Genomic DNA, 14,447 nt, shown 5'->3' with positions numbered 1-14,447 from the left:
GACCGGGGGCATGACTCGCAGGGAGGAAGGTCAATGCTTGTAAGAACGCTGCAGGATTTGTTCAAACGCTATCGCCGGCCAGGTGACATTGTATTTGCAATCTTTTTTCTCGCTTTCTCGTTTTTTCTTCTGACGCAGCTTGGAGAGCAAACCAAGCTAGTCAAAAGAACCAAATGGTTTGCACAACCTTCGTTGTGGCCAACCATCGCGGTTTACGGAATGGTTTTGTTCGGTGCGCTTCATTGCCTGAGTTCAGCCCTGTCCCCCCGAATTCCCGGTCGTTGGCGCGAAGTACTTTTCTGGCTGAGGTCGCTGGAATTTGTTGCCTATTTCCTCATCTATGTGTTGGTGGTCCCTTACCTTGGATACCTGCCGTCGACAGTTCTCTTCGCGCTGTTTCTAGCTGTTCGTTGTGGGTTCACGAGTTTTGCCTCCTTGGCTGCATCTGCCGCCTTCGGAGTCAGCGTAGCAATTTTGTTTCGCGCTTTCTTGCAGGTCAAAATCCCGGCGGGCCAGATATATGAGTACCTCCCTGATTCAGTGCGGGCGTTTGCCCTGACTTACTTATGAGGCCATCCCGATGGATACGCTGATCTCCGGTTTCGGGATAATTGCTCAATGGAACGTGGTCGCAGCCCTCCTTATCGGGTCGATAGGCGGTGTCATCATCGGCGCATTGCCGGGCGTCGGCGCGGCTGTTGCAATTGCAATTCTCTTGCCCGCCACATTTGCCTTTGAACCCATTGTCGGGCTGACTTTGCTTTTGGGTATATATGGTTCATCCATGTATGGCGGCGCGATCCCTGCAATTCTGATCAATACGCCCGGAACAGCGGTCAACGCCCTGACCACTTATGACGGTTATCCGATGACGAAACGAGGACAGGGGCAGCGAGCGTTGTCGCTGGCCTACTCGGCTTCTTTCTTCGGTGGCATCTTTTCGGTTATCTGCTTGATCATCCTGTCGCCGGTTCTTGCGGCCGTCGCCCCGCATTTCGGTAGTCGCGAGATCTTTCTTGCGGCACTCATGGGCATCATCCTTGTGGTGTTGGCCCATCGGGGGCAAACGTTTGCTGCGGCGATGTTGGCAAGTTTTGGCCTGTTGCTGAACACCGTTGGGCTGGAACCGGTCAAATACACGAAACGTTTCACATTTGACCAAAGCTGGCTGGCCTCGGGGGTCGATCTGATCGTTGTTGTTCTCGGACTCTTCGCCATCAGTCAGGCATTACTACTTCTGGTCGACAAAGATCACGCGCCAGGTCAGGCGCATGTCGATGGTAATTTACTTTCGGGGTTCAAGGAACTTTTCGGGATCAAGCGGGTAGCGACTGTGTCCTCCAGTCTTGGTGTTTTGATGGGTATGGTTCCCGGAGTGGGCGAGTTTACGGCGCAATTCCTATCCTATACCTATGCCCAGAAAAGCTCGAAAGAACCGGGAAAATTCGGTGACGGCTCGCCAGAAGGGCTTGTCGCGTCGGAAGCGTCGAACAATGCCGTGCCAGGCGCTGCCATGATCCCCTTGCTGGCGCTTGGCATCCCGGGCGAGGCGCTAACCGCGATGATGCTGTCGGTCTTTTACGTCCACAATGTGATCCCCGGCCCCCAGCTGTTTGAAAGCCAGATGGACTTTGTCATGGCGATCTATCTGGCGCTGATACTGCTAAACGTGATTGTTCTGGTCTTTTTGCTGTTCTCGACCAACCTGCTCTTGAAGATCATTCAGATCCCGACTCGTTTTCTGGGAATCATGATCATCATCCTGTCCTTTGTCGGGGTCTACAGTCTGCGAAATTCCATCACTGATTGCGCCTTGGCTTCCGGGTTCGGTGTATTTGGGTTGATTCTAAAGCGACTGAATCTGCCGATTGTCCCAATTATTCTAGGGATGGTTCTGGGAGGCATCATGGAGGTCAAATTGCGCAGCGCGATGGCCCGGGTCAAGACGCCACTGGACTTTGTCGATCGTCCCATCGCCGCCTTCCTGTTCGCAATGATCGCGCTAATTTTCGCGTTGCATATCAGAGCCTTGATCCGAGAACACAAAGCCCGCCGGAACCCCGAGCCTGTCGGACCGGAAACAACCACACAACAAGGGTGATTTGAATGCTTGACCAGGCAGCTATAGATCGCATCCGACGCCAGGATATTCCCGATCAGGGCCATTTCATCGATGGCAAATCTGTTTCTTCGGTATCGGGAGAGCACCTGGAAGTCATCTCCCCCATCAATGGTCAATTCCTGACGCGGATCGCCAAGGGTGTTCCGGAAGACATGGCCAAGGCAGTGAACTCGGCTCGGGCCGCGTTCGAGGATGGTCGCTGGTCTCGCGTGGCGCCTGCTGCCCGCAAGAAGATCTTGATGCGGCTGGGAGATCTGATCGAGGAGCGAGCCTTGGAATTGGCCGTGCTGGGCGTTCGTGACAATGGAACCGAGGTCAATATGGCCTACAAGGCGGAAGCTTTGTCAGCCGCGGCTACGTTCCGGTACTATGGCGAGGCCATCGACAAGATCTACGGTCAGATCGCTCCAACGCCCAATGACGTACTGGGCTTGGTTCACCACACTCCAGTTGGTGTAGTGGGGGCAATTGTGCCGTGGAATTTTCCCTTGATGATCGGCAGTTGGAAAATCGCGCCCGCTTTGGCCGCCGGCAATTCTATTGTTCTGAAACCTGCTGAAAGTGCCTCGCTTACCCTACTCAAAATAGCTGAGCTGGCTTCTGAAGCAGGGTTGCCTGATGGCGTGTTCAACGTGGTGACCGGAAAAGGATCGGTCGTCGGAGAGGCCTTGGCCTTGAGCATGGACGTGGATATTCTTGTTTTTACCGGATCGGGTGCCACAGGACGGTGCTTAATGAAGTATTCGGCGGAGTCCAATCTAAAGCGCTGTTATCTTGAGCTTGGCGGAAAGTCTCCAAATATAGTGTTCAACGACGTGCCAGACCTGGCTCAGGCAGCGGCAATATCAGCAGCAGGTATTTTTCGGAACTCAGGTCAGGTTTGTGTGGCTGCATCCCGGCTGCTGGTACAAGACGACATAGCTGACGATTTCGTGGCCGAAATGGCGCGCCATGCGGGTGCTTTCCGCGTTGGCGACCCACTGGATCTGAAAATCCAGATAGGTGCCGTACATTCTCTCGCTGAGCTTTCGTCCAATCTGGATTTTGTTCATACGGCCCAAGACGAGGGCGCTCGCTGCGTTACGGGTGGCGAGCGGATACTGGAGGAAACCGGAGGTTACTATATGTCGCCCACGATCATGAGTGGGGTCAAACCAACCGATAACCTGTTTCGAAAAGAGGTTTTTGGCCCAGTTTTGGCGGTTACGACGTTCAAGGACGAGGCTGAGGCAATTGGGCTGGCCAACAGCACCGACTATGGGCTGTCCGCCGGGATATGGACCTCGAACATAAGCCGTGCGCATCGGATGGTTGACGCGGTGCGGTCCGGTGTCATCCACGTCAATACATATGGCGGTTCCGATATGACGGTCCCGTTGGGAGGGGTCAAGCAATCAGGCAACGGGCACGACAAATCACTGCATGCGATGGACAAGTATTTGGATCTGAAATCCGCCTGGATTCAGCTTTAAGATAATTTGGTTGCGGCGGTATCGATCGCTAGGAGGAAACGAATGTCAAAAAGAACCATCCTGGTAATTGGCACTTACGACACCAAGGAACCCGAAATGAGGTTCATCGAACAATGCATCAAGGGACAAGGAGCCAATGTTCTGAGTATGGATGTGAGCGTATTGGGTGTTCCTTCCGACCCGACGGATATCAGCAAGCACGATGTTTCCGCCGCTGGCGGCATGACCATTGATGACGTCATTGCGTTAGGAGACGAGAACAAAGCCTTTCGTGTCATGTCACGGGGGGCTGCGTCGTTGGTTGCGAAAGAACATGCAGAAGGGCGGTTTGACGGAATGTTGGCAATCGGCGGCACGATGGGCACGGACCTCGCGCTCGATTGTGCTCAAGTCCTGCCCATGGGAGTGCCAAAATACATCGCCTCAACCGTCAGCTTTTCTGCCTTAGTCCCCCCTGATCGTTTGGCGCCTGACATCCAGATGATCCTTTGGGCAGGCGGCCTCTATGGGTTGAATTCGGTATGCCGGTCATCCCTTTCCCAGGCTGCCGGAGCCATCGTAGGAGCCACAAAAGCTGTTCAGCCGCCCTCTTCAGATCGACCCATGGTCGGTATGACCTCGCTGGGATCATCCTGCTTGAAATACATGAAAACACTGAAACCTGCACTTGAAGAACGAGGGTTTGACGTGGCGGTGTTTCATTCGACGGGAATGGGCGGCATGGCTTTTGAAAAGCTGGCCGGTGAGGGAGCGTTCAATTGCGTCATGGATTTTTCTATGCAGGAATTCGGCAACCTGATGGCCGGGTCGCTCGTTTCCAGTGGTGAAGACCGGCTTACAAATGCAGGAAAGGTCGGGACACCTCAGATGGTGGCGCCTGGAGCCCTAGACTTGGTGGATTTTGCTGGCTGGCAGGATATCCCGCCGCAATATGTCGACCGCCCCTTTCACGAACACAATCGATTGATCAAAAGCTCTGTCTTCACAGCTGAAGAACGCCGCATGTGGATACGTGAGATGGCAAAACGAATGGCAGCCGCCAAAGGGGCAACACACTTCTTCTTGCCCCTAGGTGGAGTCGAAGAATGGGACAGGGAAGGGCAAGAGGCGCATGATCCAGAAGGGCTTGCCGCATTGGTTGACGAAGCCCGAAAGATTATTCCTGGACAGACGCCAATGACCGAGGTGGACGCGCATATTAATGATAGTGAGTTCAGTGACGCAGTGCTGTCTCTTTTTGATGAATGGATCAGGGACGGGACCGTTTCCAAGGAATTGCGGGCGCAATGAACGACCCTAGAAGAACCATGCCGGTTAATAACCTGCCGTCTCCAATTTACTCGCGGAATGCCTTCACGAAGTAGTCTGTGAGCGGTTTGGTCAAATAGGAAAGCGGCGTTCGCTCGTCCGTCTTGATCAAAGTCTCAACGGGCATGCCCGGAAGCAGAACTTGGCCGTGGAGACGGTCCAACTGGCCCTCATCCAGATAGAGTTCGGCCCGATAAAAACTATACCCGGTTTTTTCGTCCGTAAACACATCAGCCGAAATGGTAGCGACATGGCCGTCGATTTCTGGTGTCTGCCTTTGGTTGAAAGCTGTAAACCTCAGTGTAGCCGCCTGCCCAACATGGAGTTGGTCAACATTAATGGCATCCACCCGCGCCGTTACTTTCAGTGGGGTGTCCTGCGGAACCACATACATCATAGGTTCGGCGGGTTGGACCACCGATTGCAGCGCAAAGATCGTGCTTCCATAAACGACACCCGAGACAGGTGCCCGAATATCCATGCGCGACAACTGTTCACGCAGTGAAAGACGCCGTTCGGCCAGTTCAATCTCGCGGAATTGCAGGTCGCGCAAAGTTGTTATGGCTTCTTCCCTTCGGGTTGCGCCAAGGCGGACGATCTCGATCTCAGTCGAGGCGATCTGGCCTTTAAGCCGGGCTACGGTCGCTTCGAGCTGCCCGATTTCACCGTTCAGGTTTGCGCTTTCGCGCTTCAATGCCGAAACGCGGCTGGTCTGTGTAAGGCCCCTTGTCAGAAGGCTTTCCTGATCTTCCAACTCGTCCTCGATCAGGGCAACTTGCTCTCTCAAAGCGACCAGTTGCGCCTGCGTGCCTTTGATTTCGCTTTCGATCTGCGTTTTCTGCTCCCGAAGTTGCTCCGACTGTTTCTCCATTGTTTCTGCTCGGGCAATGAACAAGCGGCGCTGACCGTCTACAAGTTCCTGCGTCGCATGCTCGTCTTCGGTCAATTGCTGGAGTTTGGTGTTCAGTCCTTCGGTGTCCTCACCATCGCGTTCCGCCTCAAGGCGAGCCTTGCGTGCGAGAAGTTCAAACAGTTGCCCCTGGACGATAGTAAGTTCCGACGACAGGAATGTGTCGTCGAACCGGATCAACATATCGCCCGCATTTACCCTGTCACCGTCGCGAACAAAGATTTCGCCCACGACACCACCATCCGGATGCTGAACCACCTGACGATTTGTTTGAACCTCGACAATCCCCGGAGAGACGATAGCACCAGCAAGTTCCGTTTGCGTGCTCCAGACACCGATGCCGCCAACCAAAATGGCCAGCGCGAAGAACCCTACGGCTGCAGGAAAGGCAATACGCCATGCAGGTTTATTGGACGAAGCAGATATATCGGCCATTACTCGCCCACCTTTCCGAATTGTCTTTTGATCACACCAGCATTTTGAACCATTGCGCTCAGCACCTCATCACGGTTGCCTATCCGCACAATCTGGCCTTTTTCCACCACGGCTAAACGATCGCATTCAGATATGGCTTGAGGGCGATGAGTCATGATCATGACGGCTTTGCCGACAGACTTGAACTCTCGCACTGCGGCATTGAGTGCTTCGGTTCCTTCCGCATCCAAAGCCGAATTCGGTTCGTCTAGGATCAGCAGAACCGGATCGCCATACAAAGCGCGTGCCATCGCAATCCGTTGCTTTTGACCACCGGACAATTGGCTGTCGTTACCTTCGAGAAACGTGTCATATCCCTTTTGCAGGCTCAGGATTAGCTCATGGGCCTTGGCCTTCTTGGCCGCGGCAATAACTGCCTCGGAATCAGGGTTCAGGGACATGCGGGCAATGTTTTCGGCAACAGTTCCATTGAACAAAGTAACTTGTTGCGGCAGGTAGCCGATATGCTTGCCCAGATCACTGACATCGTACTGGTCCAGCGTGGCTCCACCCAATCGAATTTCCCCCGCCGCAGCGGGCCAAAGTCCCAGCAAAGCCTTCGCCAATGTGGTCTTGCCAGATCCGCTTTTGCCGATAACGCCGATGGCTTCGCCCGGCTCCACAGTCATGCTGACATTGCGCAAGGTTGGCGTCGAGGCACCCGGAGGAATGACTGTCACGGATTGCACCAACAGGTGCGCTTTAGGGATTGGTAACTTGGTTCGCTTGTCTTCTGGAGGGATTGAGTCAAGAAATCTGCTCAACGATGTCCACGAGGTTCTGGCGCGTTCAATGAGCCCCCATTGGCCGATCGACTGTTCTATCGGCGCGAGCGCGCGACCCAATAGGATAGAGCCGGCAATCATCGCGCCTGCGGTCATTTCGTTTTGCAAAACCAGGTAGGCACCAAGTGCTAGCATGGCCGATTGCAGGAATAGCCGAACTGATTTGGTTAGAGATGTAAAGCTGCCGGTCCAGTCGCTAGCGGCAATTGTTTGCCCCAGCGCGTCGGACCTCTGCCGCATCCAACGTGCTGTCACGTCGCGTTGCATACCCTGGGAGCGCACAACTTCGGATGCCTGTCGGGCGCTTTCCGAGAAAGCGTTGGCCAAGGCTGACGCTTTTTGGGCGTCCGCTACGCGCTTGCGCGTCAAAGCCTGATTGAGCAATGCGACAACTATCAGAATGCCTCCTCCCACAATTGCAAGCCAGCCAAGCCAAGGATGAAAGATGAAAATCGCGGCAAGAAACAATGGCGTCCATGGTATGTCCAACACGGCCAAAAGTACGGGAGAACTGCACAGTGTTTGAATAGATTCAAGATCACGCAGGGCCGTCGCAGGGGTAGATCGGGCACGCGGGTGAATCGATTGTCTGAGTGTCGCTTCGAAGACTCTTTCATCCAGTTCAGTTTGCAGCCGCGCTCCAAATCGCGCGACGATGCGACCGCGGGCATAGTCAAGTAGGGCCATCAGGCCATATAGCAGAGCCACCAGCAAGAACAGCGCAGTCAGCGTTTCTTCAGATCGCGATCCTAGAACGCGGTCATAAACCTGAAGCATAAATAACGGGCCTGTGAGCATCAGAATATTTACAAAGATGCTGAATAGGAAGGCCACGCCGATATATCGAAGGCCATTGTTTCGCGCCGCTTGAAGTTCGTGGCGTGCCTGAGGCATTTGGCTTAGACGTGTCATATTTAAGATCAGACTTTAATGGGCTCACAAAACGCGTTCGCGATGCTTGATTCCCGGGTTTAATTGTTTCCGAACATTGACTGAATTTTCAGCCGCTTATCAGCTTCAGCCCATGTGTCCGGTCATTCGGTCCCCACATTCTGCAAAGAGTTTTGGGAGCTTTCTCGAAGGAGCTAAATACATCTTCGATTTGTGTCTTCAACACTCCCTAGTTCTTGTATTGCGGAAAATCGCCAAACTTTTTGATACTCAGCGACTTATCGCCTGCAACACACCGGGGCGGGTTTGGTTATGCTAGTATTATGTTTGGAGCCAACCCAACTGCGGACGTGCCGATGGTTTTCAACCCACGATCATCTGTTTCATTTTCAGTGCCTCATATTCCAACTCGTTGAGGCGAAACTGAACCACATCTCCAATTGTTATCATCCCGCACAAGTTTCCGTCCTTCAATACTGGCATATGTCGGAAGCGCCCCTCGGTCATACGCTTCAAGACGTCCATTAGAAAATCCTCTGGTGCGCAGCTTTGAACTTTCGTGGTCATCAGATCAGAAACGGACTGAGGCAAGGTCTGTCCAGGCGTCTCGGCCATGCGTCGCACGATATCCCGTTCAGAAAGGATACCCTGCAGCGCGCCATTCTGATCCGTGACGACCAAGGCGCCGATACGTTTTTCCTTCAGGAGTTTTACGACTTCATGAATAGTCTCTCCCGGGCGGACGGAAAACACATCGCCTCCCTTTCCTTCCAAGAGCTTGGCTACGGTCGTCAATGAGTGTGACAAATTAGATTCAACGGTTTGGCTGTAGGTGGTGGTCTCGGCCTTGTCGCCACGCTTGGGCGCTTGGTAAGAGCTTGGGGCCATTGGCTGGTCTCCTCCTGTACCGGTTCGAATTCTTGTGTCCACCTTACCGCTGGTGGGCGATCTGTATAGTGGGCAAATGCGTCACAGAATGTCAGAGTACTGTGAATCAAGGGAAATCTGAATGCTGCAAAATCTTCACCTTACTTCGCTAAGTGGTGTTTTGATCGTTTTCTTGGTTGTTGTCTGCGGTCATCGCTTTCGCCAAGCATGGAAGGAGCAAACGCCGGGCTGGCAGATTCGCGCTTGGCTATATGGAGTACCAGCAGCGCTAGGTTTGATAGCGCTGGGATTCCTTCCTTTCGACCACTGAGTGTTGTTTGACTCCGCAAATATGCGCTGTCATATGCCGAGTGCATTTGTCTCTGGAGTAAGTTTATGCGCCACTGGTTCGCTTTGGTCTTTCTGTGTCTGACTGCCGGCTGCCTGTTCGACAAGGAGTCCGAGGTGGTTCGCCTGTCGGGCGAGACCATGGGAACCACTTACAACATTATTGCCATCGGCGACAATCTGGACTCGGAAACGTTGTCTCAGTCGATCAAACAAACCCTTGCAGCGGTTAATGCAAAGATGTCGAACTGGGATCCAAATTCTGAGGTCTCAACTTTTTCGACATCCAACAGTACTGCTCCTGTCAAAGTCTCCGCCGAATTTGCCCGAGTGATGGCGGCGGCCAATGAAGTGCACGAACAAAGCGGTGGTAAGTTTGATGTAACTCTTGGGCCGTTAATTGAACTCTGGGGGTTTGGCCCTCGCAAGCCCGATGATCCGGTTCCAAGCGACCAAGCCATTTTGGCTGCGCTTGAACACGTTGGGCAAGGGTCGCTTCTCCATTTGGACGAGTCAACATTAATGCTTGCCAAGACAGACGGCAGTGTGGGCATCAATTTGTCGGCTATTGCCAAAGGTTTTGGTATCGATGCAGTGGCTGCTACTTTGGATGCCGCCGATGTCCACGATTACATGGTCGAGATCGGCGGTGACCTTGTGGCAAGGGGTGAGAATGACAAGGGAAAGCCGTGGCAAATCGGTATTGAAAAACCGGAGCCCGGCGCGCAGGCAGTGCAACTGGTCGTGCCTGTTAGTGACTTGGGACTAGCAACATCGGGCGACTATCGGAATTTTTTCGAGCAGGATGGGGTTCGATATTCGCATATTATCGACCCGACAACCGGTCGTCCGATTACGCACCACACCACTTCAGTGACGGTTGTATCCGAAAACGCGATGATGGCGGATGCTTGGGCAACTGCGATGTTGGCCTTGGGATTGGATGACGGTATGATAGTGGCCGAAAAATTCGATCTTGCCGTCTTTTTTATTGCTCGGGATGTGACAGGCGACGATGAGGCCTATATCACGGTGCAAAGTAGTGCATTCAAGGAAGTGCTGGGGCGAAACTGACCGGGGTAAGAACTAAGATGAGCACATTCGTATTGGCATTCTCTTTGTTGTTGATCATCGTCGTGGGCATGTCTTTGGGTGTCATGCTGATGGGTAAGACGATCAAGGGCAGCTGCGGCGGCCTTAATGCAATATCGGGGGCGGACAAATGTGTCGTATGCCAAAAGGACATCGATCCGGACAGTCCGCTGAGGGACAAACTGCAATGCCCGCGTGCACGTAAAAAGTTGGAAGAGATGGAGAGTGAAGCTTCCGTCTAACGCATCGAGTCTGCATGCGGTACGCTGGGCGCAACAGCATTTTCGTAAGGGTCGTTATAGCCAATCGCCAAACGTTGATTTACAATTCAGTTAGCATGTGAAGTAAATCAATTCGGATGGAGATCATGGTCAGGCCGAAGAACATTCTTTTTATTATGTTCGACCAGCTGCGCTGGGACTATCTGAGCTGTTATGGCCATCCGCATTTGCAGACGCCGAACATTGATCGTCTGGCCTCGATGGGCGTTCGATTCACCCGAGCGTATATCCAATCCCCGATCTGCGGCAGTTCACGCATGTCTACGTATACCGGACGCTATGTGCATTCCCATGGGGCCTCGTGGAACGGCATTCCCCTGAAAGTCGGTGAAGTGACAATGGGCGACCACCTGCGGGAAGCCGGAATGGAATGCTGGTTGGTCGGGAAAACGCATATGAGAGCAGATGCCGAGGGGATGGCTCGGCTTGGCTTGGAGCCTGACAGCCTGATCGGTGCCAGAGTGGCGGAGTGCGGATTTGACGTGTTCGAACGTGACGACGGCATGCTTCCCGAAGGGCCCGACGGTTACTATGATGCGAATGGTGCCGAGAACTACAATAAGTACCTTCGCGCCCTCGGTTACGAGAGCGACAACCCATGGCATGACTTTGCCAACTCAGGACTGGATGAAAACGGAAACGTTTTGTCAGGCTGGTTCCTGAAACATTCCCAAAACCCGGCGAACATTGAAGAGAAACACAGCGAAACGCCCTACCTAACGACACGAGGTATGGAGTTCATGCAAGGTAACGAGGGCCCGTGGGGCCTTCACCTCAGCTATATCAAACCGCATTGGCCCTATGTCGTACCCGAACCTTATGCGTCAATGTATGGTCCAGAGCATGTATTACCCGTAAACCGTTCGGATTCCGAACGACAAAATGCGCACCCAGTGCTGAAGGCGTTCATGGATACCAAGGTGGGAGAGGCTTTTTCGCGCAAGGAGGTGCGAGATGCGGTAATCCCGGCTTACATGGGCCTGATCAAACAAGCGGATGACCAGATGGGTCGGCTGTTCGACTGGATGGAAGAAACGGGACGGATGAAAGACACGGTGATCGTTCTGACTTCGGATCACGGCGATTTCCTTGGGGACCACTGGATGGGGGAAAAGACTTTCTTCCATGATGCATCGACCAAGGTTCCATTGATCATCTTCGATCCGTCCGACGAGGCGGATGATACTCGTGGATCGGTTTGCGATGCGCTGGTGGAATCTATCGATCTCGTCCCAACGTTCGTTGAAGTTGCCGGTGGGCATATTGCGGATCACATCCTTGAAGGCGAAAGCCTGCTGCCAATTCTAAGGAGTATGAGAGGCGACACAAAACGCGACTACGTCATTTGCGAGTATGACTACTCTGCTTCACCAGTCGCCGACATTTTGCAGGCGGATGTTCGCGATGCCGTGATGTTCATGGTTGCAACGGAAAAATGGAAGCTGATCCACTGTGAAGGCGGTCATCCGCCCATTCTATTCGACCTCGAGAACGATCCAAATGAACTCGTGGATCTGGGAAAGTCCGAAGCCCACGGGGACATCATTAGTGCGATGTATGACCGTTTGTTCGAATGGACGCGCCGCCCGTCACAAAGGACCACAAGAACACGCGAGCAACTGATCGACATGAGAACAAAAAGCCGAGGACGCGGTGTGATGGTCGGAATCTACGATGAGAATGAAGCCCCACTCCACTTGACCGTCAAATACCGGAAACGAAAAGCGAGGCCGTACAAGAGCTATTTGAAATGATATTCTAGTGGTTTGAGCGAGACGGACGAGTCCGTTTTGGGATTCCCTCTGCCTTGGGGTTGTGCGTGTCTACAAACATGCGCACCGGTGTCAGTTTCAGCCTCTCGTCGACCGACCGTCACCGATTGGATGCGATCGTTTCGAATGGCAACAGCCCCCAGAAGCATGTCTGGCGGGCCCGGATCATTCTTCTGAGCGACAACGGGCACGGCTTAGCGGCGATCATGTCGGAGACAGGCAAGTCCAAGACCTGCGTCTGGCGCTGGCAGGAGCGCTTCGTGGAGGAAGGCGTCGAAGGTCTCCTGCGCGACAAGACACGGCCACCGGGAACCCCGCCAACGCCGGCAGATAAGGTCGCTGAGATCGTGCGGCTGACCCAGAAGCCGCCGCATGAGGCCACGCACTGGACGCTCAGGGTGATGGCCAAAGTTGCCGGGGTGGCGCCTTTGACGGTACGTGGCATCTGCAAGGCGCATGGCCTCAGCCCACATCGCTGGCGCGCGTTCAAACTCTCGAAGGATCCGAACTTCGTAGACAAGCTGATCGACGTGGTGGGGCTGTATGTCGACCCGCAGGCGCACGCGGTGGTGCTTTCGGTCGATGAGAAGTCACAAATCCAGGCGCTGGATCGCACACAACCGGGCTTGCCGATGAAGAAGGGGCGGGCCGGCACGATGACGCACGACTACAAGCGCAACGGAACCACCACACTATTTGCAGCGCTGAACGTGCTCGACGGAACCGTGATTGGTCGGAACATGCAGCGTCATCGCCATCAGGAGTTCATTCGCTTCCTGAATGACATTGAGCACCGCGTGCCCTCAGGCAGGGAGGTCCACGTGATCCTGAAGAACTACGCCGCGCACAAGCACGCCAAGGTCCGCACCTGGCTGGAGAGGCATCCGCGCTGGACCTTCCACTTCGTGCCCACAAGCTGCTCCTGGCTGAACGCGGTCGAAGGTTTCTTCGCCAAATTGACCCGGTGCCGCCTGCAACGCGGCGTGTTCCACTCACTCGTCGATTTGCAGGCCGCCATCAACCGCTTCATCGCAGAACACAACACGACTGAGGCCAAGCCTTTCCGCTGGACGGCCGACCCCGACCGGATCATCGCCGCGCGAAACCGTGGGTTCCAGACCTTGGCTTCGGGCCGATAGGTCGATCGAAGTCTGACAGAAGTCGTCAAATGACGGCTTGGAGCCCAAGGCGGCCAAATGTGCTAAGGTCAAATGGCCGCAAGAGGGGATGTTGGCTTTGGTGACTTATGTCAGAACTAGATAGTCAATGGATCGACATTCCGGATGAGCGTTTGCAGCGCTTCGAAGCGATGTTCCGGTGGAGCGAAGAGACCGCCCATTACTATGATGGCGCGTGTCTCGCCCCTGGGCTTGATATTTTGGATTTTGGCTGCGGCCCGGGACATCAAGCAATCGAATTTGTCGACCGAGTTGCCCCTGACGGTCATGTTCACGCTGCCGACGTAAATGAAGATTTTCTCGCGAGTGCTCGATCAAAGGCAGAACAGGCAGGAATTGCCGATCGCATAACCACGCACCTATTGACCGATGAAGATGTGCCCTTGCCGACGGCAAGCGTCGATCGAGTCATCGTGCGAAACACGCTTATTCATGTACCCAAGCCAGAGGCGAATTTGGTTGAGTTTCGGCGTGTGCTGCGTCCGGATGGGAGGCTTCATATGATCGAGGGTGACCGGCGTCTTATGGCCGTCGAACCTCTTGAACTGAGAGAATGGAACGATCTCATCGAAGCGGCGGCTTGGGCCTGGAAACAGCCCATCATCGGACGTCGGCTTCATGCTCTGGCACGACGTGCGGGCTTCTCCGATATCAAGGTCCAAGTCGTTACTGCAGCCGACACGACCGGCCGGTTGCTTGGCATGATCCGTACGATCGGTGAATATGCGATCGAGGGCGGGATGTCAGCACAGCGTGTCGCGACACTCTTGAAAGATTTGGAAGGTGCCGCCGTGGACGGGACCTATTTGGCAGTGTCTCCGCAGTTTGTAGTCACCGCGCGGACACAAGCCTGACCTCGCGGTATCATTCTTACCTCCGACCTTCGCCGAGGGACGTGCGACAGGGTTCGCGATGTCTGATTCTGACCATTAGAGCATGATCTCCAG

General features: G+C 54.1%; 12 protein-coding genes. 9 read left to right on the top strand and 3 right to left on the bottom strand.

Annotated features, from left to right (window positions below):
• Positions 1–33 precede the first annotated feature (33 nt).
• The 4 genes from ACR0LZ_RS15700 to ACR0LZ_RS15685 are packed head-to-tail and all read left to right on the top strand — an operon-like array spanning position 34 to position 4,884.
• A complete protein-coding gene (locus ACR0LZ_RS15700; RefSeq protein ID WP_480750780.1) occupies positions 34–570 on the top strand; it encodes a tripartite tricarboxylate transporter TctB family protein in 537 nt (178 codons plus the stop codon).
• A gap of 10 nt (positions 571–580) precedes the next feature.
• On the top strand, positions 581–2,101 hold the full coding sequence (locus ACR0LZ_RS15695) for a tripartite tricarboxylate transporter permease (RefSeq protein WP_480750779.1): 1,521 nt from the start codon (positions 581–583) through the stop codon (positions 2,099–2,101).
• A gap of 5 nt (positions 2,102–2,106) precedes the next feature.
• Complete coding sequence (locus tag ACR0LZ_RS15690; RefSeq protein WP_480750778.1) at positions 2,107–3,594, top strand: aldehyde dehydrogenase; 1,488 nt, start codon at positions 2,107–2,109, stop codon at positions 3,592–3,594.
• Between the two features lie 42 nt (positions 3,595–3,636).
• Positions 3,637–4,884: a Tm-1-like ATP-binding domain-containing protein gene (locus ACR0LZ_RS15685; protein ID WP_480750777.1), complete on the top strand. Its 1,248-nt coding sequence runs from the start codon at positions 3,637–3,639 to the stop codon at positions 4,882–4,884.
• Between the two features lie 46 nt (positions 4,885–4,930).
• Here the strand turns inward: ACR0LZ_RS15685 and ACR0LZ_RS15680 are convergent, their stop codons facing one another.
• The 3 genes from ACR0LZ_RS15680 to ACR0LZ_RS15670 all read right to left on the bottom strand — a co-directional run bounded on the left by ACR0LZ_RS15680 (position 4,931) and on the right by ACR0LZ_RS15670 (position 8,850).
• The gene (locus ACR0LZ_RS15680; RefSeq protein WP_480750776.1) at positions 4,931–6,247 is read right to left on the bottom strand and encodes an HlyD family type I secretion periplasmic adaptor subunit; all 1,317 of its coding nucleotides are present in this window, start codon (positions 6,245–6,247) and stop codon (positions 4,931–4,933) included.
• Positions 6,247–7,965, bottom strand: coding sequence for a type I secretion system permease/ATPase (locus tag ACR0LZ_RS15675; protein ID WP_480750860.1), 1,719 nt, complete (start codon positions 7,963–7,965; stop codon positions 6,247–6,249). The genes ACR0LZ_RS15680 and ACR0LZ_RS15675 overlap by 1 nt, the downstream gene beginning before the upstream one ends.
• Positions 7,966–8,325: 360 nt before the next feature.
• The gene (locus ACR0LZ_RS15670) at positions 8,326–8,850 is read right to left on the bottom strand and encodes a CBS domain-containing protein (protein ID WP_480750775.1); all 525 of its coding nucleotides are present in this window, start codon (positions 8,848–8,850) and stop codon (positions 8,326–8,328) included.
• A 375-nt stretch (positions 8,851–9,225) separates the two neighbouring features.
• On the opposite strand from ACR0LZ_RS15670, the gene ACR0LZ_RS15665 reads away from it, so the two are divergent.
• The 5 genes from ACR0LZ_RS15665 to ACR0LZ_RS15645 all read left to right on the top strand — a co-directional run bounded on the left by ACR0LZ_RS15665 (position 9,226) and on the right by ACR0LZ_RS15645 (position 14,354).
• The gene (locus tag ACR0LZ_RS15665; RefSeq protein ID WP_480750774.1) at positions 9,226–10,251 is read left to right on the top strand and encodes an FAD:protein FMN transferase; all 1,026 of its coding nucleotides are present in this window, start codon (positions 9,226–9,228) and stop codon (positions 10,249–10,251) included.
• Positions 10,252–10,268: 17 nt separating this feature from the next.
• Positions 10,269–10,511: a (Na+)-NQR maturation NqrM gene (gene nqrM, locus ACR0LZ_RS15660; protein ID WP_480750773.1), complete on the top strand. Its 243-nt coding sequence runs from the start codon at positions 10,269–10,271 to the stop codon at positions 10,509–10,511.
• A 125-nt stretch (positions 10,512–10,636) separates the two neighbouring features.
• A complete protein-coding gene (locus tag ACR0LZ_RS15655; protein ID WP_480750772.1) occupies positions 10,637–12,304 on the top strand; it encodes a sulfatase-like hydrolase/transferase in 1,668 nt (555 codons plus the stop codon).
• A gap of 77 nt (positions 12,305–12,381) precedes the next feature.
• Positions 12,382–13,461, top strand: coding sequence for an IS630 family transposase (locus tag ACR0LZ_RS15650; protein ID WP_480750771.1), 1,080 nt, complete (start codon positions 12,382–12,384; stop codon positions 13,459–13,461).
• A 152-nt stretch (positions 13,462–13,613) separates the two neighbouring features.
• Positions 13,614–14,354, top strand: a complete 741-nt coding sequence (locus tag ACR0LZ_RS15645) for a methyltransferase domain-containing protein (protein WP_480750770.1) — start codon at positions 13,614–13,616, stop codon at positions 14,352–14,354.
• Positions 14,355–14,447 lie beyond the last annotated feature (93 nt).

The sequence above is a fragment of the Ruegeria sp. CI1 genome (assembly GCF_056536925.1).
The sequence above is the reverse complement of the archived record's forward strand: the minus strand, read 5'-3'. Positions and strand labels throughout refer to the sequence as shown.

Coding starts and splice junctions, on each gene's coding strand:
- ACR0LZ_RS15700 (WP_480750780.1), top strand. CDS start 34: ATGCTTGTAAGAACGCTGCAGGATTTGTTCAAACGCTATCGCCGGCCA.
- ACR0LZ_RS15695 (WP_480750779.1), top strand. CDS start 581: ATGGATACGCTGATCTCCGGTTTCGGGATAATTGCTCAATGGAACGTG.
- ACR0LZ_RS15690 (WP_480750778.1), top strand. CDS start 2,107: ATGCTTGACCAGGCAGCTATAGATCGCATCCGACGCCAGGATATTCCC.
- ACR0LZ_RS15685 (WP_480750777.1), top strand. CDS start 3,637: ATGTCAAAAAGAACCATCCTGGTAATTGGCACTTACGACACCAAGGAA.
- ACR0LZ_RS15680 (WP_480750776.1), bottom strand. CDS start 6,247: ATGGCCGATATATCTGCTTCGTCCAATAAACCTGCATGGCGTATTGCC.
- ACR0LZ_RS15675 (WP_480750860.1), bottom strand. CDS start 7,965: ATGCCTCAGGCACGCCACGAACTTCAAGCGGCGCGAAACAATGGCCTT.
- ACR0LZ_RS15670 (WP_480750775.1), bottom strand. CDS start 8,850: ATGGCCCCAAGCTCTTACCAAGCGCCCAAGCGTGGCGACAAGGCCGAG.
- ACR0LZ_RS15665 (WP_480750774.1), top strand. CDS start 9,226: ATGCGCCACTGGTTCGCTTTGGTCTTTCTGTGTCTGACTGCCGGCTGC.
- nqrM (WP_480750773.1), top strand. CDS start 10,269: ATGAGCACATTCGTATTGGCATTCTCTTTGTTGTTGATCATCGTCGTG.
- ACR0LZ_RS15655 (WP_480750772.1), top strand. CDS start 10,637: ATGGTCAGGCCGAAGAACATTCTTTTTATTATGTTCGACCAGCTGCGC.
- ACR0LZ_RS15650 (WP_480750771.1), top strand. CDS start 12,382: ATGCGCACCGGTGTCAGTTTCAGCCTCTCGTCGACCGACCGTCACCGA.